This is a genomic window from Novosphingobium sp. PY1, assembly GCF_017312445.1.
Classification (GTDB): Bacteria; Pseudomonadota; Alphaproteobacteria; order Sphingomonadales; family Sphingomonadaceae; genus Novosphingobium.
In genome coordinates this window covers 267889-291334 of record NZ_BLTI01000001.1, presented here as the reverse complement: position 1 = coordinate 291334, position 23446 = coordinate 267889, and the positions used below count along the sequence as shown (strand labels likewise).

Genomic DNA, 23446 nt, shown 5'->3' with positions numbered 1-23446 from the left:
TGGGCCCCTCCCGATCGAATGCAGCCAGCAGGATAGCTCAGGCTGCCATCTTGACCACGCGCTTCGCGCCGGTACGGGCGTGCGTGGTGTAGAGCATGAGACCGGTAAAGGTCAGGCCGCCGACCAGGTTGCCCAGGACGGTCGGGATCTCGTTCCACCAGAAGTAATCGCCGATGGTGAAGTTACCGCCGAGCATCAGCGCGGTCGGGAACAGGAACATGTTCACGATCGAGTGCTCGAAGACCATGTAGAAGAACAGCATGATCGGCATCCACATCGCGATCACCTTGCCCGATACGGTGGTCGAGATCTGGGCACCCACGACGCCGGTCGAGACCATCCAGTTGCACAGCATGCCGCGCACGAAGATCGTCAGCCAGCCGGCCATGCCGTATTCGGCATAGCCCACCGTGCGGGCGACACCGGTGCCCGCGAGTTTAACACCCACTTCGCTTGGCTCGGCGGCAAAACCATATGTGAAGTAGATGGCCATGAGCACGGCTGTCGTCAGGGCCCCGGCGAAGTTGCCGGTGAAGACGAGCCCCCAGTTGCGCAGGACACCGGACCAGTTGCAGCCCGGCCGCTTGTCCCATACCGCAAGCGGGGCCAGCACGAATACACCGGTCAGGAGGTCGTAGCCGAGCAGGTAGAGCATGCAGAAGCCGACCGGGAACAGGACGGCGCCCGCCAGCGGCTGACCGGTCTGGACGTTGATGGTAACGGCAAAAGCCGCAGCAAGGGCCAGCGTGGCACCGGCCATGTAGGCGCGAACCAGCGTGTCCTTGGTCGACATCATGATCTTCGATTCACCAGCATCGATCAGCTTGGTGACAAATTCTGAAGGCGCAAGATATGCCATCTACGAATACTCCCCGTTGCCAGATAAAAGGTTCAATGCGTACGCTAGACTTTTCCCTCGTTTGAAAGCGTTCGGTTCCGGCTGCAGCCCGGGCATTGCTTCGGCATTCGCTCGACCATGCCTGAACTGCAGCCAGTTCCCCTCCTCAAGTCGGTCAGTACTTGAATGCCAGTTGCAGCCAGAACTTCTCGGTATCGGTACCGAAGTTCTTGGCATCGTAATTCGCGTATTTGAGCAGAACGGCGTAGTTCCTGATCGAGAAGCCCAGGCTGGCATCCCATTCCTGGCCGTAGTTCACGCTGCCGAAATCGCTTTCGAACTTGTGATAGACAACCGCGCCGTTCAGGCCCTTGAGCGGACCGGCGTCGCCGATCTTCTTGGTGAAGCCGCCGTAATAGTCACGCAGACCTGCCGCCGGCGTGGTCAGGAACAGGTCGGCCCAGCCGTTGAAGGCATGGGCGGTGGCCAGAGGGGTCTGGAAGGCGGCCACGCCGTCATCGCTGCCCAGTTCCTCGTATCCGGCCTTGAGCCCGAAGCCCATGATCGATGCGCCCAGTTCGGCATTGATGTAATCCGCGGCATAGTTGACCGGATTGAGCTTGTAATCGCTCTGGCGTGCATAAGTCGCCGAGAAGTTCAGCTTGAACGCATCGCCGAGCGGAATGGCGCCATTGGCGAGCACGCCGTAAGTCTGGCTCGAATAGGCGAGACGGCTGTCGTAGTCGAGCAGGTAGGCGAAGCCCTTCACCTTGGCGACTTTCAGGTCCAGCCCGCCCTGGACGAGGAACATGTCGCCATCGAAGTATTCGTTCGGGCTGTCCGCACCGAAGATCGTGCGCTGGGAAATGGCGTAAGTGCCATCGAACATCACCGGACCGATCTTGGTCTCGGCGCGAATTGCATCGAAAGTCTGCTCGTTCTGGCGCCAGCCGACATTACCGACGAAACGGGCATTGTCGAGAATGATGCGCTGGCGACCGATGGTCACCTTGCTGCCCTTGGCCGCATAAGCCACCTGCAGACGGTTGAGTTCGATGTTCTGCGGATCGGCCACGACCGAATAGGGCTCTGCGCCCAGATATCCGTTATTGCCGGGAATAGTGTCGTTGTAATGGTCGACGATCGCCAGGGTGCCCTCGCCTTCGGCCAGCAGCGACAGGCCGTGGGTGGACACTTCGGCGCCCGCGCGCAGGCGCACGGTCACGGCATCTGCATCGAGATTGATATCGTCCTGGTCGACGTGTTCATAACGCAGGACACCGTCGATGATGGGGTCGATGGTTACATCGTCACTGACCTTGACCGGGTCCCCGACCTTGGCCTGTGCTGGCGCAGACAGGCCAAGCGTGGCGACAGTGGCGGCCAGAGCGGCAAGCGAGAGAGTCATTTTCATATGCGTAAGCCTCCACGGGCGCCATCCCCCGGCGCCCCTTCCGAACAGGAACGAAGGCAGACACCGTTGCCCGCCGCTATGACCCTCTCCCGGTGCGAACCGTGCGATCCGCTTGTGCGCGTCGGACGAACGGACTCCATTGCCCGTCGCCGCCCCTCATGAGCGCGCGCGTTCGCGGCCGCCGCGCTTTGCGCGCGTGCGGCCATCTTTGTATCAGGCGGCCTTGGCCGCCGGTCCGTGATCGTATTCGGCCAGGAAGTGCAGCACTTCCTGCCGGTATTGGTAGAACTTGGGATGATCGAGCAGCGCCTTGCGATCGCGCGGGCGCGGCAGGTCGACCTTCAGAACCTTGCCGATGGTGGCCTGCGGGCCATTGGTCATCATCACCACGCGGTCGGCCAGCAGGATCGCCTCGTCGACGTCGTGGGTGACCATGATCGCGGTGACCTTGGTGCGGTTCCAGGTCTCGACCAGCACGTCCTGCAGGTCCCAGCGCGTCAGGCTGTCGAGCATGCCGAAGGGCTCGTCGAGCAGCAGCAAGCGCGGCGAAAGCGCGAAGGCGCGGGCAATGCCGACGCGCTGGCGCATGCCGTTGGACATCTCCGCCGCCATCTTCTCCTTGGCATCGGCGAGGCCCACTCGGTCGAGGTAATAGTCGACGATGTCGCGGCGCTCGGCCTTGGACGCATGCGGATAGACCCGCTCGACCCCCAGCGCGACGTTCTGGCGCGCGGTAAGCCAGGGCATCAGGCTCGGCGCCTGGAAAACCACCGCCTTGTCCGGCCCCGCAACGTCCACCTCGCGGTTATCGAGGATGATGCCGCCCTTGCTGATCTCGTTGAGGCCGGCCGCCATCGTCAGCACGGTCGACTTGCCGCAGCCAGAGTGTCCGATGAGCGAGATGAATTCGCCCTTGTCCATCAGGAGATTGAAGTCCTCGACGACGGTCAGCGGCCCCTTGGGCGTCGGGTAGACCTTGTGGAGCTTGTAGAACTCCATGTAGCGCCGCTCCACCGCGGTCTTCGCGGCTTCCGTATAGGCTGCGGGAAGCTCGGCTTCCTTGCCCGCGAACAGGTCCAGCGGCACCACTTCGGGCAGTTCGACAGAGCTTTCGCCCACGCTTGACCCCTGCTCGTTGAGCATGCCGAGGTAGGCGACGATCTGCTTGCGCAGCGACTGGAAGTGGTGATCGTCGTTCACCGCTTCGCGGTCGCGCGGGCGCGGCACGTCGACTTCGAAGATCCGCCCGATCGTGGCGGCAGGCGCAGGCGTCAGGATCGCGACCCGATCGGCCAGCAGGAGTGCCTCGTCGACATCGTTGGTGACGAGAATAATGGTGCGCTTTTCTTCCTTGCGGATACGCTCGATCTCATCCTGGAGCTTGGAGCGGGTCAGTGCGTCGAGCGCGGAAAGCGGTTCGTCGAGAAGCAGGATCTCCGGCTCCATCGCCAGCGCGCGGGCCACCGAGACGCGCTGGCGCATGCCGCCGGAAAGCTGGGCGGGCTTGCGGTCCATCGCGTGACCCAGACCGACCAGTTCGATCTTCTGCTTCACAAGTGCCGCACGGTCCTGCTTGCTGCGGTCCTTGTGGACGGCATCGACGGCCAGCGCGACATTCTTTTCGACCGTCAGCCAGGGGAACAGCGAATAGGACTGGAAAACGAGGCCACGGTCCTTGTCGGGCCCCTCGATCTGCTTGCCGTGCAGCAGGATCTCGCCCGCGTCGGGCTCGATCAGTCCGGCGATCGAGGAGATCAGCGTCGTCTTGCCCGCGCCCGAGAAGCCGAGGATGGCGATGAATTCGCCCTCCTCGACATCGAGGTCGATACCCTCGAGCACTTGCGTGACGCCGCCATTCTGTCCGCCCTTCGCCTTGGACGAGTAGGACTTGGAGACACCCTTGAGCGAAAGGATCGTGGCCATTGTCTGTTTCCTTCGGCTGGTGGGGTTGACGATCAGATCGTGTGGTTACGGTTGGCGAGCGACTGGAGCATCATCATGATCCGGTCGAGCAGGAAGCCGATCAGGCCGATCACGATCACCGCGAACATGATCCGGGCAAGCGACTGGCTGGAACCGTTCTGGAACTCATCCCACACGAACTTGCCGAGGCCAGGGTTCTGGGCGAGCATTTCCGCGGCGATCAGCACCATCCAGCCCACGCCCAGCGAGAGGCGCATGCCGGTGAAGATGTAGGGAAGCGAGCTGGGCAGGACGAGGCGGGTCAGCTTCGCGAACCAGCCGAGCTTGAGCACGCGGCCGACGTTGAGCAGGTCCTTGTCGATCGAGGCAGTGCCGATGGCGGTATTGATCAGCGTCGGCCACAGCGAGCAGAGCATAACGACGATGGCCGAGATGACGAAGCTCTTGGCCAGCATCGGGTCGGCGCTGGAAACCGTCGCCGAGACGACCATGGTCACGATCGGCAGCCAGGCGAGCGGGCTGACCGGCTTCATGATCTGCACCAGCGGATTGATCGCGGCGTTGAACATCGGCGAAAGGCCCGCGGCAAGGCCGATGGGCACGGCGAACACCGTGGCCAGGATGAACCCGAGCGCGACCGTCTTGAGCGAGGTCAGCACCTGGTCGAGAAAGGTCGGCGGGCCGGCATAGTTGAAGGCCACCGCCTGGGTTCCCGCCGCGATGCGGCCGTCCTGCGCCTCGTAGAACTCGGCCTTGGCGACATTCGCTGCCTGCCATTCATCGTACAGGGCAACACCCTGCTCGGCGACTTCCAAGGGGCCAGGAAGCGCGCCGAGCGAGGTGTCGACCTGCGGGGCGAGAGCCGCCCAGATGGCAAGGAATGCCGCGATTCCGAGGATCGGGGCAATCAGCCCCTTGCCGAATTTCGCAATGACGTCCTGCACCTTGGCCAGGACTGCCGGCGGCGCGGCCTTTTCGGCCTTGCTTTCGGACGCAGCCGGCTCGGTTGCAGCTTGGGTCACGGGGTTCTCCGACTGGGCCAGAGCCATTCCCTTCGGCTCTACATCGGCAAAGGCGGTTGCCATCGAAATTCTCCTCGGATTAGCTTGGGTGTCAGCCGCCGGTCACGCCGGAAGCCGTCACCTTCTGGCCCTTCTTCAGACCGATCTTGAGCGACTGGATATAGGCATTCGGCTTGTGGCCATCGTAGGGGATGTGATCCATGAAGCCGTTGTCGACCGGCTTGAAACCGTCGGTTTCGGGGATCGCATCGGCAGGGATCACGCCCTTTTCGGCAAGGCCCTTGGCAGCTGCCAGATAGAGGTCGGGACGATAGACGGCCTTGGCCTGGTCGATGTACCACTGGTCATCGTGATCCTCGGGGATCTGGCCCCAGCGGCGCATCTGCGTCAGATACCAGATCGCGTCCGAATAGAACGGATAGCCGGCGTTCTTGTCGAAGAAGATGTTGAAGCCGGGCGCATCGCGGGTATCGCCCGGCTCGAACGTGAACTTGCCGGTCATCGATGCGGCGATCACCTTCTCGTCAGCGCCCACATAGTTGGGCTGCGAGAGGATCTTCACCGCCTCGGCGCGGTTCTTGCCGCCATCGGCATCGAGCCACTGCTGCGCCTTGATGATCGCACGCAGCATGGCTGCGGTCGTGCCCGGATACTTCTCGGCGAAGTCCTTGCGCAGGCCGAAGACCTTCTCGGGGTTGTCATGCCAGACTTCGTTGTCGGTGATGATCGGCACGCCGATCTTCTTCTGCACCGCCGCCTGGTTCCACGGCTCGCCCACGCAATAGCCTTCGATGGTGCCGGCCTCGAGCGTGGCAGGCATCTGCGGCGGCGGGGTAACCGAGAGCTGGACGTCCGCGTCGACCGTGCCGCCGACATCGCCGGGCGTGTAAAAGCCCGGGTTCAGGCCGCCGGCGGCAAGCCAGTAGCGCAGCTCGTAGTTGTGGGTCGAAACCGGAAAGACCATGCCCATGTTGAAGGGCTTGCCCTGCTGCTTGAAGCTGGCGACGACCGGCTGGAGGACCGAAGCCGAAATCGGGTGCTTGGGCTTGCCGCCTTCCATCGGAAGGCTTGGCTTGACCATGTCCCAGACCTTGTTGGAAACGGTAATGGCATTGCCGTTGAGATCGAGGCTGAGGGGGGCGATCAGGTCGGCCTTGGTGCCATATCCGATGGTGGCGGCGATAGGCTGACCGGCCAGCATGTGGGCGCCGTCAAGCTGTCCGCCGATCACACCGTCGAGCAGAACCTTCCAGTTCGCCTGCGGCTCGAGCGTGACGTTGAGGCCTTCCTCGGCGAAGAAGCCCTTCTCCTTGGCGATGGCGAGCGGGGCCATGTCCGTGAGCTTGATGAAACCGAGCTTGAGCACCGGCTTCTCGATGCCGCCCGGTGCCGCTGCAGCTTTCACCGCATCACCCGACGGAGCCTCGCTCTTGCTGCCGCACCCGGCCAGCGCCACGCTGGCCATCAGCGCGATAACTGCAGCGCGACGTGTAAACCCGAACCCCCGCTTCATGCTCATCCGAACAAATCCCCAAGTACATCAGGCAAACGCAAAAAAACCGCCTCGACGCGAACCCAAGCAGGGTTACATCGGGCGGCTGCGTTGCCACTGATTTCTGATACCCGCAGTCCGATCTTGCGATGCTCCCGTCCTTGGGAGCTGACCGTTCTGCGTGACTTGATGTTTAAGCGATTCGCCCCGCTCGCGTAAAGGCCTTTTTGCACCGCACAACGAATTTCCGCTCAGGGAAGCCGGGACAGATAGCCCTCGATGTCGCTCGGATCGAACACTTCGCCATCAAAAAACCTGTTCGGTTCCAACTGGATAGCGCCCTGCTGGGTACCAACCACCATGGACGTCTCGATGCTGCCCTCGACCTTCGAACTGGCTCCTGGCAGCGGCTCACCCGTACCCAGGAGTGCACTGCGGTAAACGTCGGGGCGGAACACGCGGGCCGCCCTTTGCGCATCCTGCGCATCGAAAGGCACGTTATCCCAGCGTACCATCTGGGTGTAGAGCCACTCCGCCTGGCTGACCCAGGGGAAGTTCGCCGCCTCGCGGTACTGGAACATGAAATTGGGATAGTGGATCAGGGCGCCCCCGCGCGCGATCAGCAACTGGTCCGAGATCGCGCGGCGGATCAGTTCGGCCGATCCGTCGAGATATTCCGGACGCGCGAGAATCTCGGCATTGAGCTCCCAGTTGACCGGATCGACGAAGTGCGCACCGGCCTTGCACAAGGCGCGGATCAGGCGCTGCACGCCCTCGCGCTTCTCGTCGAGAACCTGCTCGCGCAGGGCCAGCACCTTCTCCACGCCCCGCCGCCAGATCTGCGCGGTGGATAGCACGATCTCGCCGGCGCCCTGTTCGACCGCAACCGAATTCCACGGCTCGCCGACGCAAATTCCGTCGACCTCCCCCTGCTTGAGCGCATCGGCGCAGAAGGGCGGCGGAACCGTTGTGATGTCGACGTCGATGTCGGGCCGGATGCCGCAGCCCGCCAGCCAGTAACGCAGCATGTAGTTATGGCTGGAATAGCGATGGACGACACCGAAAGTCAGCGGCTTGCCGGCGGCCTTGCGTTCCTGGGCGATTGTCTTGAGCGCCGCGCCCACTTCGGCCGCATCGCCGATCTGCCCTTCAGGCCGGACCATCCGGGCGATCTCGGGCCGCAAGGTCACGGCATTGCCGTTAAGGCCGAGGACAAAGGGCACCGAAAGCGATTGCGCCGGACGCCCGCGGCCCAGCGTCGCGGCAATCGCCAGCGGAGCGACGAGATGCGCGGCATCGCTGTGGCCATAAAGCAGACGATCGAGCACGGTCGCCCAGCTCATGTCCTTCACCAGCGAAAGCGTGACGCCCTCTTCCTCGGCAAAGCCATGTTCCTTCGCCAGAATCGGCAGACACGCATCCACCAGAGGCAGGAAGCCGACGGTCAGCTCGGTACTCACGTCAATGATCCCCCATCAGCCGGTCGGCCGTCACAATGGCCTCGGCGATATCGACTATGCGCTTGCCCTGGTTCATCGCCGCCTTGCGCAGTTCTGCATAGGCCTTCGGTTCGGGCAAGCCCCTGCTGTTCATCAGGATGCGCTTGGCCGCATCGATGGTTTCGCGTTCGGCCAGCTTGCCCTTTGCCGCGGCGAGGTCGTTCTGAAGGCGCGAAAAGGCATTGAAGCGCGTGATTGCCAGATCGAGGATCGGCCGAATACGGTTGGGCGCCAGGCCGTCGACGACGTAGGACGAGACGCCTGCCTCCACCGAAGCGGCAATGGATTCGTCGTCCGACTCGTCGACGAACATCGCGATCGGCCGGTCGAGCGCCCTGCTCACCGAGAAATACTCTTCCAGCACGTCGCGCGAGGGGTTGCCGAGGTCCATGAGGACGATGTCGGGATTGATCTCGCCGATCCGCGCAAGCAGGCCCCGGCGCTCCGTCAGGACAAAGATCTCGCAATCATCCAGGGCGACCAGCCCCTCCTGGATGATCGAGGCGCGCGCGGCGCTTTCGTCGATGACGGCAATTCGCATGATCACCCCATTGTGCAGCGCAGCAGCGCCGTTTGGCAAGTAGCCAGATGCTCGATGCCCCCCCCGGGCGGATGCGGCTCATTGCGGCAAAGCGCCCGAATGGCAAGCGTAGAGTGCCGATCAGGCCGATTCAGATCGCGGCGAAGCGCACTTCGCGATCATGGCGGCGCACTTCCACGCGAATGCCGCCGTCCTGTTCGCGCGCTTCGTAGACAAACCCTTCGCTATGCGGGTTCTCCCAGTCGGCCACGGACTTGGGCTCGCCGTCGAGCCTGTGCCATGCGACCGTATCGGGAAAGCGCGCAAACCACGCGCGCCGCTTCGCCCGGACCAGCGAGAGCCGGGCGACATGATCCTCCAGAGCGAGATCGCGGCTTTCCCAGTCGATCCAGCCGATTTCGTTGTCCTGGCAATAGGCGTTGTTGTTGCCCTGCTGGGTGCGGCCGAATTCGTCGCCCGCCGTCAGCATGATCGTCCCGGTCGAGGCGAACAGCGTACCGAGAAGCGCGCGCAGGTCATGGGCGCGCCTTGCCAGCACGTGGGGATCGTCCGTCGGACCTTCGGCGCCGTTGTTCCAGCTGTAGTTCTCGCCATGCCCGTCCCGGTTCTCCTCGCCGTTGGCCTCGTTGTGGCGGTGCGCGTAGGAAACCGTGTCCGCCAGCGTGAAGCCGTCGTGCGCGGCAAGAAAGTTGACCGAGCGGCAATCGGCATGGGGCCAGTGCGGCCCGAAGATGTCGGAAGACCCTGCCAGCCGGGTGGCCAGCTTGCCCACGCCCTCCTCCTCGCGCCAGAACCGGCGGACGTCGTCGCGGAAACGGTCGTTCCATTCCAGCCAATGCGCCGGAAAATTGGCGAGCTGGTAGCCGCCCGGGCCGATATCCCAGGGTTCGGCGATCAGCACCCGGCTCGACAGCAGCGGATCGTCCTCGATCTCGGCGAAGATCGGCGCGGCGGGATCGAAGCCCGGCCCGCGCGCAAGGATGGGAGCGAGATCGAAGCGAAAACCGTCGACGCCGCACTGACTGACGAAATGGCGCATGGCATCGAGCGCGATCCGGCGCACTGCCGGATTGGCGAAGTCGAGCGTATTGCCGCAGCCGGAATCGTTGATCAGCGCGCCGTCCGGTGCGCGGCCATAGACCGCATCGTCGAGACCGCGCAGCGAGATCACCCCGCCCTCGACATCGCTTTCGCCGGTATGGTTGAAGACCAGATCGAGCAGGACGCCGATCCCCTCGGCATGAAGCGCCGCGACTGTCTTACGCAGTTCGGCGACGCCGCCGGGACACAGGCCGGGATCGAGCGCCATCATGGCTACGGGGTTGTAGCCCCAGGCGTTCACGAGGCCGAGCGTCGGCAAGTGCCGCTCGTCGATCCACGCCACTACGGGCATCAGTTCGACAGCCGTGACATGGAGCTTTTTCAGGTGTGCCACTACCGCCGGATGCGCCAGCGCCGCCACGGTCCCGCGCAGGCGCCGGGGTACGTCGGGATGGCGCATCGTGAAGGCGCGCACATTGATTTCGTAAACCAGTCCGCCGGCGGCGAAGCGCGGCGTCTCGACCGGCACGGATGGCTGGCTCGCGGGAACGCGCGCTTTGGGAACGATGGCGGCGGTATCCTTGCCGAAAGCAGCCAGACGCGGATCCTGACGGAAACGGCGGTCCAGTTCCACGGCATAAGGATCGACCAGCAGCTTGGCAGGATCGAACCAGCAGCCCTGCTCCGGCGCCCACTTTCCTGCGGCACGGTAGCCATAGCGCGCGCCGGACAGGTCTTCCGGCAATTCGAGCGTCCAGACTTCGCCATCGCGCGCCATTTCATGGCGGGTTTCCCTGCGGCCTGTGAACAGGCACAGCCAGACACGTTCGGCCCTCGGAGAGCGCACCGCAAAACGCGTGGTGCCTTCCCGAACCCTCGCGCCGAGCGGGATCATGCGATCAGCGAACGATAGAGGTCGGCATAGGCCTTGCCGCTTGCCTTCCAGGAAAAGTCGCACTTCATCGCATTCTTCTGGATCTTCTGCCAGACCTCGGGCTGGCGATAGAGATCGACCGTTCGGGTCAGCGCGGCGGCCAGGGCATCGTAGGTCACGCCGTCATGCTGGATGCCGGTGGCGCAGCCCGCGGCAAGCGCGGCCGGGTTGGCGTCGATCACCGTGTCGGCCAGACCGCCGGTGCGCGAGACAACCGGGATGCAGCCATAAGCCAGGCCATAAAGCTGGGTCAGCCCGCAAGGCTCGAAGCGCGAAGGCACAAGGATTGCATCGCCCCCGCCCTGCATCCGGTGCGACAGGTCCTCGTCGTAACCGATGCGGATGCCGATCCGGCCGGGGTGACGCGCGGCGCCTTCGAACAGCTGATGTTCGATATGGGGATCGGCCGAGCCGAGCAGCGCCAACCTGCCGCCGATGCCGACGAGGTGGTCGAGCACTTCGGGCAGGACGTCCATGCCCTTCTGCCAGGTCAGGCGACTGACGACGATGAACAGCGGGCCATCGTCCTCGTCGAGATCGAAATCGGCTTCCAGCGCGCGCTTGTTCGCCATGCGCCGCTCCAGCGTACGCGCCGTGAAGGTAGAGGCCAGCGCCTTGTCGGTGGCGGGATTCCACACATCGGTGTCGATGCCGTTGAGGATGCCCGAAACCGCATTGCCGCGCGCGATGATCAGGCCCTCCAGCCCCATGCCGAACGTCCCGGAGCGGATCTCACGCGCGTAAGTGGGGCTGACCGTGGTCACTGCATCGGCCGAGGCGAGCCCCGCCTTCAACATGCCGACGCCGCCGTGATACTCCACGCCGTCCATCGTCCAGGCCTTGGGCGGCAGGCCGAGCTGCGCGAAGATCTCCCGGCCGAACCAGCCCTGGAAGGCCATGTTGTGGATCGTCACCACCGATGGGATGCGCGCAACGCCATAGGGCGCGAAACGCAGGTAGGCGCAGGCCATCGCAGCCTGCCAGTCGTGCGCATGGACGAGGTCAAAGCCCTGCGGCTTGCCGCGCCTTATCATGGCGCCCCCGGCAATATCGGCTGCAGCGCGGCCAAGCGCTGCAAATCGCCGCCAGTTGTCGTTCCAGTCCTTGCCCGAAACGTCGCTGTACGGTGCCCCGTCCCGCGTGAAGAGTTCGGGCGCATCGAGCACCAGCAGCGGATGCTCTGCGCCCTTGGCGCCGATCTTGCCCGACAACAGCCGCGCCGGCGAACCGAGCAGCGAATCCCACTGGTGCACCGCCCTGGCCCGGGCCATGGCCTTGAGCACGGAAGGATAACCGGGAAGCAGGGTCGTCATCGCCACGTCGTGATCGGCCACGGCACCCGGAAGCGCCCCGGCCACGTCGGCCAGACCGCCCGTCTTGATCAACGGAACCGCTTCGGAAGCGACGCTCAGGACTTTCAACGTCACGCCCTTACTGCTCCAGTCGATCGATCATCGGCTTGGTGATGAGGCACACCCCGTTCTCGGTACGGCGAAAGCGTCGGCCATCGAGAACCGGGTCCTCGCCCACGACGAGACCCTCAGGGATACGCACGCCGGAATCGATGATGACCCGGCTTAGCCGCGCCTTGCGGCCGATATTGCAGTACGGCAGGATCACCGCTTCATCGACGCTGGAATAGCTGCCCATCTTGACCCCGGTGAACAGCAGAGACCGGCGCGCGGTGGCGCCCGAGACGATGCAGTCGTTGGAGATCAGCGAGGAGATCGCCATGCCGCGCCGCCCTTCCTCGTCATGGACGAACTTGGCCGGCGCGGCGACCACCGCATCCGACCAGATCGGCCAGTCGCGATCGTACATGTCGAGCTTTGGCACGGTGTCCGTCAGGTCGAGGTTGGCCTCGAAATAGGCATCCACCGTACCGACGTCGCGCCAGTACTCCTCGATCTCCTCGGCCGCGCGAATGCACGAATTCGTGAAACGGTGGGCCTGCGCCTTCCCGTGCTTGACGATGTAGGGAATGATGTCCCCGCCGAAATCGCGCTTGGAATTGGGATCGTCGGCATCGCGGCGCAGCTGGTCGAACAGGAATTCGGTCTCGAAGACGTAGATGCCCATCGAAGCGAGCGCCATGTCCTCCTGCCCGGGAATGCCCGGCGGGTCGGCCGGTTTCTCGACGAAGGCAGTGATGCAATCGTCCTTGTCCACGTGCATGACGCCGAAACCGGTCGCCTCCATGCGCGGCACGACAAGACAGCCGACAGTGACGTCCGCGCCCGAGTTGACGTGCTGCTGCAGCATCAGCTCATAGTCCATCTTGTAGACGTGGTCCCCGGCGAGGATGACCATGTACTTCGGACCGTGGGCGGCAATGATGTCGATGTTCTGGAACACCGCATCGGCCGTGCCTTCGTACCACAGCATTTCGGAAATGCGCTGGCTGGCTGGCAGGATGTCGAAACTCTCGTTGCGTTCGGGGCGCATGAAGTTCCACGCCCGCTGCATGTGGCGGATCAGGCTATGCGCCTTGTACTGCGTGGCGACACCGATGCGGCGAATGCCCGAATTGATCGCATTGGAAAGGGCGAAGTCGATGATCCGCGTCTTCCCGCCGAAATAGACCGCAGGCTTGGCGCGATTGTCTGTCAGTTCCGCCAGACGGCTGCCCCGCCCACCGGCAAGGACATAGGCCATGGCATCGCGCGCAAGCGGCTGACCGATCGGACTTCTCATCACCCCTCTCCTGCTTCAGCCCGCATATTCGAGCATGATAGTACCCAGCGGCGGCAAGGTCACCGTCGCCGCACCGCCTTCGGACTTCACCTGCCCCAGGTTACCCTTGCCCGATCCGCCGTAATGCGCGGAATCGCTGTTGAGGATCTCGTTCCACTTGCCCTCGTGCGGCAGCGGCACGCGGTATCCGCTGCGCAGCGCCGGGGTCATGTTCGATATCACCGCAACCGGCTTCGCGCCCGGCGCCTTGCGCAGCCACGCGAAGACCGAATTCTGGGAATCGTCGACGATGAGCCATTCAAAGCACCCCGCGTCGCAATCGCCTGCATGAAGCGCGGGCTTCTGGCGGTAGAGGCGATTGAGATCCTTCACCAGATTGCGGATGCCTTCGTGCGCGGGGGCGTCGCACAGTTCCCAGTCCAGCGCGCGCTCCTCGCTCCATTCGCGGCGCTGGGCGAATTCCTGCCCCATGAACAGCAGCTTCTTGCCGGGATACCCCCACATGAGCGCATAGTAGGCACGCAGATTGGCGAACTTCTGCCAGTCGTCGCCGCTCATCTTGTTGAGCAGCGAGCCTTTGCCGTGGACGACCTCGTCATGGCTGAGCGGCAGGACGAAGTTCTCGCTGAAGGCGTACATCAGGCCAAAAGTGATGTCCTGATGGTGATAGCGCCGGTGCACGGCATCGCGGCTCATGTACTGCAACGTGTCGTGCATGAAGCCCATGTTCCACTTGAAGCCGAAACCCAGCGCGGTCGGCCGTTCCCCTTCTGCGGAGTCGTAGGCAGGCTGGGTGACGCCGGGCCATGCAGTGGATTCCTCGGCGAATGTCATAAAGCCGGGATGCGTGCCGTAAAGCGCGCGGTTGGTGGCGCGCAGGAAATCCACCGCTTCCCAGTTCTCTCGCCCGCCCTGCGGGTTGGGTATCCATTCGCCGGCCTTGCGCGAGTAGTCGCGGTAGAGCATCGAGGCGACGGCATCCACGCGCAGCCCGTCGACATGGTAGCGTTCGGCCCAGAACAGCGCATTGTTGACAAGGAAGCTCGACACCTCGCGCCGGCCGAAATTGTAGATCAGCGTGTTCCAGTCCGGATGATAGCCGAGCCTGGGGTCCTCGTGCTCGTAAAGCGCGGTGCCGTCGAAGCGGACAAGTCCATGTTCGTCGGTGGGAAAGTGCGCCGGAACCCAGTCGAGGAGCACGCCGATGCCGGCGCGGTGCGCCCCGTCGACAAACCGCGCAAAGCCTGCCGGTTCGCCGAAGCGCGCGGTCGGCGCGAACAGGCCGGTCGTCTGGTAGCCCCACGAGGGATCGTAGGGATGCTCGCTGATCGGCAGGAACTCGATATGGGTAAAGCCCATGTCGACAACATAGGGGATGAGACGATCGGCCAGTTCATCCCAATTCAGAAACCAGTTCCACTGGTCGCGCTGCCACGAGCCGGCATGGACCTCGTAGATCGAGATCGGCACCTTGCGCGGATCGACCGAAGCCCAGTGCGCACGATGCGCCTCGTCGCCCCAGTCCAGCTTGGCCGGGTGCGCCGTCATCGAGGCGCTCTTGGGGCGGATCTCGGCCATGAAGGCGAAGGGATCGGCCTTGAGCGGCTGCACCGCGCCGTCGGCCCCGACGATGCGGTATTTATAGGCGCGGTAGTCGCCGATGTCGGGAATGAAGATCTCCCAGACGCCGATGTCCTTGCGATGGCGCATGACATGGCGCGCAGGGTCCCAATCGTTGAAATCGCCTACCACGCTGACGAGGCGGGCATTGGGCGCCCAGACCGCAAAGTGGACGCCGCTCGCCCCCTGGTGATCGATGATGTGAGCGCCCAGCTTGTCGAACAGGCGCTGGTGCGTTCCTTCCGCGATCAGCAGGTCATCGAGCGGGCCGAGCACAGGCCCGAAGCTGTAGGGGTCTGTGACGAGCCAGTCGTGCTCGCCGGCGCTGCAGCGGTAGCGCACCGGCTGCGGTTTGCCTGCCAGTTCCCCTTCGAACAGGCAGCGGTCATCGACCTTGTCGAGCGTGCCGAGAGCCTTGCCGTCGAGACTGAAGGCCTCGACCGTATCGGCCCCGGGCAGGATCGCCCGCGCGAAACTGCCAGTGGGACCGGAATACAGACCAAGCAACGAAAATGGATCGGCGTGAGAACCTAGAAGAAGGGATTCAAGGGCGCTCTTCGTTGGCTTCACATCACCTTCCAGATGTCTTTGGCATATTCCGAGATGGTCCGGTCAGAGGAAAACCAGCCGACATTGGCGATGTTGCGGATCGCCGCCGCACGCCAGCCGGCCTTGTCCTCCCAGCGCGCGTCGACCGAACGCTGGGCCGCAGCATAACTATCGAAGTCGGCCGCGCACATAAACCAGTCGTGGTCGTAGATGCCGCCGACAAGGCCTGTGTAGCGGTTCGGATCGTCGGGCGAAAACACGCCGGAGGCGATGGCGGAAAGCGCCTGCCCCAGTTCGCGCGACCCTTCGATGACTTCGCGCGGATTGTACCCATCGGCACGCTTTTCCGCCACCTCTTCGGCAGTGAGGCCGAAGATCACAATGTTTTCGTCGCCGACGTGGTCCCTGATCTCGACATTGGCGCCGTCGAGCGTGCCGATGGTCAGCGCGCCGTTGAGCGCGAACTTCATGTTGCCGGTGCCCGAGGCTTCCATGCCCGCAGTCGAGATCTGTTCCGACAGGTCGGCCGCGGGGATGATCCGTTCGGCCAGGCTGACGTTGTAGTTGGGCACGAACACAACCTTGAGCAGCCCGCCTACGGACGGGTCGGCGTTGACCCTGCGCGCGATGTCGTTGGCCAGTTTGATGACGAGCTTGGCGTTGTGATAGCTCGGCGCGGCCTTGCCGCCGAAGATCTTCACGCGCGGAATCCAGTCGCGCTCGGGATGGCTGCGAATCTGGTCGTAGAGCGCCACCGTCTCGATCAGGTTCAGGAGCTGGCGCTTGTATTCGTGGATGCGCTTAATCTGGACGTCGAACAGGGCATCGGGATCGAGGCGGATACCCATGGTGCGCTTGATGTAGTCGGACAGCGCAACCTTGTTCGAGCGCTTTACTTCGGCGATCCGCTCACCCAGCGCGGCATCGCCGGCCAGGGCATTGAGGGCCGTCAGCTTCGCGGCATCGTCGAGGAATTCGTCGCCGATCGCGTCGCGAATGACCTTGGTCAGCCCGGGATTGCACTGCTGCAACCAGCGCCGCGGAGTGACGCCGTTGGTCTTGTTGTTGATCCGATCCGGATAAAGGCGGTGCAGGTCGGCAAAGACCGTCTCCTTCATCAGTTCGGTATGCAGTGCGGCCACGCCGTTGATCGAATGGGCCCCGGCAAAGGCGAGGTTGGCCATGCGCACGCGCCGCTCTCCGCCTTCGTCGATAAGCGAGATCGCCGCGATCTGCGCGTCGTCGCAGCCCGCCTTGCGCGCCTCGCGCAGGACCCGGCTGTTGATCGCATAGATGATCTGCATGTGGCGCGGCAGCAGCCGTTCGAACAGCGGCAGCGGCCAGGATTCCAGCGCTTCGGGTAAAAGGGTGTGATTGGTGTAGGAAACGGTCTTCTGGCACAGCGCCCAGGCCTCGTTGAACTCCAGCCCGTGTTCGTCGACGAACAGGCGCATCAGTTCGGCCACCGCGACCGAAGGGTGCGTATCGTTGAGCTGGATCGCGGCTTTTTCCGGCAGGGTCCGGATGTCGTTCTCGTATTGCATGTGCCGGCGCACGATGTCCTGCACCGATGCCGCAGTGAAGAAGTACTCCTGCCGCAGCCGCAGTTCCTGCCCGGCCGGGGTCTGATCAGCCGGATAGAGCACGCGCACGAGGCTGTCGGCCCGCACCTGCTCTTCCAGCGCGCCGAAGTGGTCGCCCGCATTGAAGGCATCGAGCCGGATCGGATCGAGCGGACTCGCGGTCCACAGGCGCAGGGTGTTCACCCGCTTGCCGCGCCAGCCCACAACCGGGGTATCGACGGCCGTTGCCTCGACCGCCTCGGCCGGATTCCAGGTCACGTGGTCGCCCTTGGCCACGACCTCGCCGCCGAAGCCGATCCGGTAGGAACATTCCATCCGGTCGAATTCCCAGGGGTTGCCGTGGGCCAGCCAGGTCTCGGGCAATTCGACCTGCCAGCCATCGCTGATGCGCTGGCGGAACATGCCGTTCACGTAACGGATGCCATAGCCGTAAGCGGGAATGTCGAGCGTCGCGAGGCTTTCCATGAAGCAGGCGGCAAGGCGCCCGAGCCCTCCGTTGCCGAGCGCCGCGTCGGGTTCCAGCTCTTCCAGCTCGGCAAGGTCGAGGCCGTGGGCCCGCAGTGCCTGCTCCATCTGGCGGGTCATGCCCATGTTGGACAGCGCATCGCGCAGCAGCCGCCCGATCAGGAACTCCATCGAGAGGTAGTACACCCGCTTGTCGCCGGCATCGTAGGTGCGGCGCGTCGATTCGATCCAGCGGTCGATAATGGCATCGCGCAGGGCATAGATCGACGCATTGTACCAGTCGTGCTTCTTGGCCGCCTTTTCGTCCTTGCCGATGCGGTGACGCAGGACCCGGACGATATGTTCGTCGAACTCCGACTGGAATGCGGACTTGGAAGCGAGGACAGGATCAGTAGCCACGGGCGCACTCCTGAACATGCCGTCCGGGCCGCCCGTTCAGGCGCCAGGATGCGGCACCGATTATCGCCGATACGGGGGCGACACCCTCCTCTCGATCCCAATCTTCCGATACATGGCTAGCACAGCCCCACCGCTCTACAAGAGCCATTGTGCAGTGCCGCAAAAAATTTGCGCGCAGCGTCAATCGGTGATCTATGTTCGCGCTGAGCCCCCAGCCGCGAAAGGTGCGCATGAGCCTGCCCGAGACCGCCCATTCGACGCCCTGGTGGAAGGGCGCCGTGATCTACCAGATCTACCCGCGCAGCTTTCAGGATTCGAATGGCGACGGCATCGGCGACCTGCCGGGAATCACCCGGCGGCTTGACCATGTCGCTGCGCTGGGCGTCGATGCCATCTGGATCTCGCCCTTCTTCACCTCGCCAATGCGCGATTTCGGCTACGACGTGGCCGACTATTGCGATGTCGACCCGATCTTCGGCACCCTCGCCGACTTCGACGCACTGGTCGCACGCGCGCACGAACTGGGCCTCAAGGTCATCATCGACCAGGTCTATGCCCATACCTCGGACCTGCACCCGTGGTTCACCGAGAGCCGCGCCTCGCGCGAAGGCGACAAGGCCGACTGGTACGTCTGGCACGATCCCCGGCCCGACGGGGGACCGCCGAGCAACTGGCAATCCGTGTTCGGCGGCCCGGCATGGACCTGGGACGCCCGCCGCCGCCAGTACTACATGCACACGTTCCTCAAGGAGCAGCCGCAGCTCAACATGCATGAACCGGCGGTGCAGCAGGCCGTGCTGGACGTTGCGCGGTTCTGGCTGGACCGCGGAGTCGACGGATTCCGCCTCGATGCGCTGAACCACGCGATGCACGACCCGCTGCTGCGCGACAATCCGCCTGCGCCGGAGGATGGCCGCGTCCGGACCCGGCCCTTCGATTTCCAGCTCAAGACCTACAGCCAGTCGCACCCAGACATGGTCCATTTCGTGCACAGGCTGCGCGCGCTTTGCGACGAATATGGCGCGGGCGCGATCCATACCGTGGCCGAGATCGGCGGCGACGAACCGCAGGCCGACCGGCGCGCCTATACCGCGGGCGAGAATCGCCTCAACAGCGCCTACGGCTTCGACTTCCTCTATGCCCCGCTGCTGAGCGCCGATGTCGTTGCCGCGACGCTCGAGCGCTGGACCGAAGGACCGGATGACGCGGGCGGCTGGCCGAGCTGGGCTTTCGAGAACCACGACGCACCGCGCGCCGTCTCGCGCTGGTGCGGCGGAGGCGACATGGCCCGTTTCGCCCGTACCAAGCTGGCCCTGCTACTCGCCCTGCGCGGCAATGCAATCATCTACGAAGGCGAGGAACTGGGCCTTGAACAGGACACCATCCCCTACGATCTGCTGCAGGACCCGGAGGCAATCGCCAACTGGCCGCTGACACTGTCACGCGACGGGGCCCGCACGCCGATGCCCTGGGACGAAAGCGCGCAAGGCGGGTTCACCACCGGCACGCCCTGGCTGCCCCTCTCGCCGCAGAACCTCTCACGCGCGGTCTCGCGGCAGGAAGACGATCCGCAATCGCTCCTGCAGTTCACCCGCAGGCTTCTTGCCTTGCGCAAGGCCCATCCCGCACTGCGGCTTGGCGATCTCACCGATTGCCGGGCGCAAGGCAACCTGCTGTCGTTCATCCGCAGCTTGGGCGAAACGCGCATCCTGTGCCTCTTCAACCTTGGCGAAGAGCCGGTCGCAGTGCCCGAAGCGGCGCAGGGCGAAGTGCTGCTGCTGGTGAACGGGGGCGGCGACGGCGCCCTTCCCGGCTTCGGCTCGATCTGGCTGGAACTGGGCTGACGCGGCGGCGCGTGAACGCTGGTGCCCGCCGATTCTGTCCGGGCGAGCTAGGAAATCGTTCCAGGTCAGGCTAATGTCCCACCCATGCATGACCTGACCGCGTTCGACGCCGCCGCGATCCTCATCGTCCTTGCTGCCGGGCTCGGTTACTTCAACTACCGCGTTCTCAAGCTCCCTTCGACCGTCGGACTGACGGTCATGGGCACGCTCGCCTCGCTGCTGATCGTCGCTTACGACAAGCTGGTGCCCAGCAGCAGCATGGCCGAGAAATTCGGACGCTTCCTCAACGACATCGACTTCAGCACCACGCTGATGGAGGGGATGCTCTCGTTCCTGCTGTTCGCCGGTGCGATGCACGTGAGCTGGTCGAACATGCGCAAGGGCCGCTGGCCGATCCTGGTCTTCAGTACCGTGGGCGTAGTCCTGTCGACGGCAATCGTCGGCTTTGCCTTCCACTACCTGACCATGCTGCTCGGCCTCACCGTGCCCCTGATGTGGAGCCTCGTCTTCGGCGCACTGATATCGCCGACCGACCCGGTTTCGGTCATGGCGGTGATGAAGCGCGCGGCCATGCCCGATACCCTGCAGGCGACGGTTGCGGGCGAGAGCCTGTTCAACGACGGCATCGGCGTCGTTGTCTTCACCATCCTCGTCTCGCTGGCGACCGGCGCAGAGACCTTCAGCTGGTCCTTTGCCATCGGACATTTCGTGCAGGAAGCGCTGGGCGGCGCAGTGCTGGGCCTCGTGGTCGGCTGGATCGGTTACGTCGCGATGAAATCCATCGACGAGTACAACATCGAGGCGATGATCAGCCTTGCCGTCGTGATGGGCGGCTACAGTCTTGCCATGGCGCTCCATGTCAGCGGACCGGTAGCGATGGCGGTCGCCGGCCTGATCATCGGCAATGCCGGTGTCGCCCATGCCATGAGCGACGTGACGCGCGACTACATCATCAAGTTCTGGGCGCTGATCGACGAGATTCTCAACGCCGTCCTGTTCCTGCTGATCGGCCTCGAAGTCATCGCCCTCGAATTCGAAAACACGTATATCCTCGCCGGGCTCGGCGCGATCGTGATCGTGCTCATCGCCCGGATGATCGCGGTCGGCGTGCCGCTGGCAGCCATGAAGAGGATGATCGACATGGGCCCGCTCGCCTTTCCCACGCTGGTCTGGGGCGGACTGCGCGGCGGCATTTCGGTGGCGCTCGCGCTGGCCCTGCCCGCCTCGGTCATTCGTGACGAACTGCTGGTCGTCACCTACATCGTCGTTCTCTTCGCGGTCGTCGCGCAGGGCAGCACCATCTCCGGCCTGATCGCCCGCATCAGGAGCCGCCAGGCAACGGCCCCGGCACAGAAAGCCTGACCATGAACGACACCCCGACGGCCATGCCCGACGACCCATTGCCGGGTCAGTCGAACCCATCCGGCGCTGGCCGGTCTTCCCCGCACGACGCACGCGAACCCAACGCCGCATTCGCCAGCCGGGTCGAAGCCGCCTGGAAGAAGCGGCCCATGTGGATACGCCGCGCCGAGGCATTCGTGCACCTCATGCGCCTGCGCCTGGCCCACGCTGTGCTGTTGCCGCAATTGACGCCGGATCAGGCCTACGACTTGCGCCAGCACGTGCGCAAGGACGGGGAACTGACCAACGGTTATATCCTGATGTCCGCCCTCGCCGCAGGCATCGCCACGCTCGGCCTGCTGCAATCCTCGACGGCTGTCGTGATCGGCGCGATGCTCGTCTCGCCGCTGATGGCGCCGATCGCCTCGATGGGCTTCGGCTTCGCCTCGCTCGACGGCCATCGCATCCGCGACGCGGCCAAGGTGGTGGCGGTGGGCGCGGCCATCGGCATCCTTACCGGAATGCTGCTGACATGGCTTTCGCCGATCCGCAACGCCACGCCCGAGATCCTCGCGCGCACCGAACCCAACCTGCTCGACCTCGCCATTGCGCTGTTTTCGGGGATTGCCGGCGGCTACTCGACGGTGATCGGCAAGGGGGGTACTGCCATCGGCGTTGCCATCGCCACTGCGCTGATGCCGCCGCTGACCGTCATCGGCTACGGCATCGGCGTGTTCCAGCCGATGTTCGCGATGGGCGCGCTGCTCCTCTTCCTGACCAACCTTGCCGCGATCACTTTCGCCTTCGCGCTCATCGCGCGGCTATCCGGGGCTGCCCGTCCCTTCGGCAAGGTCGAATGGACGCCGCGTTACGTGACCATCCTTGTCGCGGCCTTCCTCGCCCTCGGCACGCCGCTGTCGATGACGCTGATGAAGCTGTCGACCGAGGCCAAGATCCGCACCGCCGCGCGGGCCGCGATCCTGCAGGCTTGCGGCACCAAGGGCGTCACCATTGCCCAGCTCGACGTCAAATCCGGCGTGTTCAGCGCGCCCTCGGTCGACGCCCTCGTGATCGCCCGCAGCTATACGACCAATGCCGAAGCCTCCGCCGAGGAGCTGATCCGCAAGGCCCTGGGCGACGAGGTGACCATCAACCTGCAGCAGGTTCTGGCCGCCGACGTGCAGGCCCAGACCCGAGCCATGGTCGATGCGGCGATGGAGCGCACGGCGGCCGGCATCGCGGCAGACGTCCCGCCGTTCAATGCCATCCGCCAGAGCGTGGGCCTGCCCACGCGCTCGGTATGGAGCGACCGCGCCCAGCGGATGGTCTATGTCGAACCGATCCCCGCGCCCGGCTGGACCCTGGCGGACTATCGCACGACCGAACAGGCTGCGAGCAAGGAGACGCAGGGCTGGACAGTCCGGATCGTGCCGCCGGCACAGGCCGTCATGAACGTTGCCCTGTCAGGCGAGAACGGCAGGAAGCACCCGGAAGGCGCGATTTCCGCCGATCTGGCGCTATGGGCGCTCCAGCGCTGGGGCATGGCCAGGGTTTCGGTTTCAAGCGAAGACGAGGAACACCTCGGCGCCCTGGTGAAGTTCTTCTCGGACGCCGGGATCGAAGTGCAGGTCCAGCATCCGGTGCCTGCCCCGGGCGCCTCGCCAAAGCCGAAGGACACGGCCAGGCCGGGACAGGCGACGGACGAGGAAAGCGAAATGCTGGTGCCCACGGCGACAGTCAGTGTCTATGGGCAAAGCCCTTCGCAACAGGCTGCCGAAGCTGCACGCGCCACCGCTCAGAAGGCGGCAGCGGACAAGGCCGCGGCGCAGGAGGCCGCGGGGCAGCAGACTTCGGGGCGATAGACGCTATCAGGCAATCATCCGAAGCGGCGGCGAAGCCGAATTGCGCACCGAAGTCAGGAACGTGCGGTGGTTGCGGTGCAAGTGCTCGACGACCGGCGCATACAGTGGCTGGACGAAGCGGATGCCAGCCTCGCGGCCAATGACCCAGCGCACTTCACCGCCCAGTCCTTCGAGCATTTCGGGGCGGACCACGACGATGTCGCCGACCCGCAAGGTCACCGCGCAGCTCTTGATCCGGCAACCGCCGGTGGAAATGTCATATACCATCACCTGGTCGCGAAACCCGTTGCGCAGGCGGCAGACGGCAGGGACCATGACGGACAACCTCTCTGCCTGGCGCGATGCGCGATCACCCTGATCCATTCCTGAAACTCCGACCCGATTT

At 64.3% G+C, this 23446-nt stretch carries 16 protein-coding genes; 3 read left to right on the top strand and 13 right to left on the bottom strand.

Translation table 11 applies throughout. From position 1 onward, the window contains the following. Nucleotides 1-37: 37 nt before the first annotated feature. The 12 genes from J3474_RS01370 to J3474_RS01315 form a co-directional block, all read right to left on the bottom strand. Complete coding sequence (locus J3474_RS01370) at nucleotides 38-859, bottom strand: formate/nitrite transporter family protein (protein WP_007013576.1); 822 nt, start codon at nucleotides 857-859, stop codon at nucleotides 38-40. A gap of 154 nt (nucleotides 860-1013) precedes the next feature. Beyond that, the gene (locus J3474_RS01365) at nucleotides 1014-2252 is read right to left on the bottom strand and encodes an alginate export family protein (protein WP_207092844.1); all 1239 of its coding nucleotides are present in this window, start codon (nucleotides 2250-2252) and stop codon (nucleotides 1014-1016) included. A gap of 213 nt (nucleotides 2253-2465) precedes the next feature. Beyond that, nucleotides 2466-4175 carry an ABC transporter ATP-binding protein gene (locus J3474_RS01360; RefSeq protein ID WP_007013573.1) on the bottom strand — a complete coding sequence of 570 codons (1710 nt, stop codon included), beginning with the start codon at nucleotides 4173-4175 and terminating at the stop codon, nucleotides 2466-2468. A 32-nt stretch (nucleotides 4176-4207) separates the two neighbouring features. Further along, nucleotides 4208-5260: an ABC transporter permease gene (locus J3474_RS01355; protein WP_207092843.1), complete on the bottom strand. Its 1053-nt coding sequence runs from the start codon at nucleotides 5258-5260 to the stop codon at nucleotides 4208-4210. Between the two features lie 28 nt (nucleotides 5261-5288). Further along, nucleotides 5289-6716, bottom strand: coding sequence for a CmpA/NrtA family ABC transporter substrate-binding protein (locus tag J3474_RS01350; RefSeq protein ID WP_148274952.1), 1428 nt, complete (start codon nucleotides 6714-6716; stop codon nucleotides 5289-5291). Nucleotides 6717-6940: 224 nt separating this feature from the next. Next, nucleotides 6941-8149, bottom strand: coding sequence for a CmpA/NrtA family ABC transporter substrate-binding protein (locus J3474_RS01345; protein ID WP_207092842.1), 1209 nt, complete (start codon nucleotides 8147-8149; stop codon nucleotides 6941-6943). Nucleotide 8150: 1 nt separating this feature from the next. Beyond that, complete coding sequence (locus J3474_RS01340; protein WP_041559243.1) at nucleotides 8151-8729, bottom strand: ANTAR domain-containing response regulator; 579 nt, start codon at nucleotides 8727-8729, stop codon at nucleotides 8151-8153. Nucleotides 8730-8859: 130 nt separating this feature from the next. Then, a complete protein-coding gene (gene glgX, locus J3474_RS01335; RefSeq protein ID WP_207092841.1) occupies nucleotides 8860-10665 on the bottom strand; it encodes a glycogen debranching protein GlgX in 1806 nt (601 codons plus the stop codon). After that, nucleotides 10662-12131: a glycogen synthase GlgA gene (glgA, locus tag J3474_RS01330; RefSeq protein ID WP_207092840.1), complete on the bottom strand. Its 1470-nt coding sequence runs from the start codon at nucleotides 12129-12131 to the stop codon at nucleotides 10662-10664. Before glgA ends, glgX begins: the two co-directional genes overlap by 4 nt. Before the next feature lie 4 nt (nucleotides 12132-12135). After that, nucleotides 12136-13398: a glucose-1-phosphate adenylyltransferase gene (gene glgC, locus J3474_RS01325; protein WP_013832318.1), complete on the bottom strand. Its 1263-nt coding sequence runs from the start codon at nucleotides 13396-13398 to the stop codon at nucleotides 12136-12138. 15 nt (nucleotides 13399-13413) lie between these two features. Beyond that, a complete protein-coding gene (gene glgB / locus J3474_RS01320; RefSeq protein ID WP_207092839.1) occupies nucleotides 13414-15588 on the bottom strand; it encodes a 1,4-alpha-glucan branching protein GlgB in 2175 nt (724 codons plus the stop codon). Then, a complete protein-coding gene (locus tag J3474_RS01315; protein WP_242528126.1) occupies nucleotides 15585-18032 on the bottom strand; it encodes a glycogen/starch/alpha-glucan phosphorylase in 2448 nt (815 codons plus the stop codon). The genes glgB and J3474_RS01315 overlap by 4 nt, the downstream gene beginning before the upstream one ends. 212 nt (nucleotides 18033-18244) lie before the next feature. Here J3474_RS01315 and J3474_RS01310 point away from each other — a divergent pair, with 212 nt between their 5' ends. The 3 genes from J3474_RS01310 to J3474_RS01300 all read left to right on the top strand — a co-directional run bounded on the left by J3474_RS01310 (nucleotide 18245) and on the right by J3474_RS01300 (nucleotide 23061). Next, entirely contained in the window at nucleotides 18245-19858 is a 1614-nt protein-coding gene (locus J3474_RS01310; RefSeq protein ID WP_207092837.1) for an alpha-amylase family glycosyl hydrolase, read from the top strand. An 84-nt stretch (nucleotides 19859-19942) separates the two neighbouring features. Then, nucleotides 19943-21220 carry a sodium:proton antiporter gene (locus J3474_RS01305; RefSeq protein WP_207092836.1) on the top strand — a complete coding sequence of 426 codons (1278 nt, stop codon included), beginning with the start codon at nucleotides 19943-19945 and terminating at the stop codon, nucleotides 21218-21220. 2 nt (nucleotides 21221-21222) lie between these two features. Further along, entirely contained in the window at nucleotides 21223-23061 is a 1839-nt protein-coding gene (locus J3474_RS01300) for a DUF389 domain-containing protein (RefSeq protein WP_207092835.1), read from the top strand. Nucleotides 23062-23067: 6 nt separating this feature from the next. Here the strand turns inward: J3474_RS01300 and J3474_RS01295 are convergent, their stop codons facing one another. Continuing rightward, entirely contained in the window at nucleotides 23068-23424 is a 357-nt protein-coding gene (locus J3474_RS01295; protein ID WP_013832312.1) for a PilZ domain-containing protein, read from the bottom strand. Nucleotides 23425-23446 lie beyond the last annotated feature (22 nt).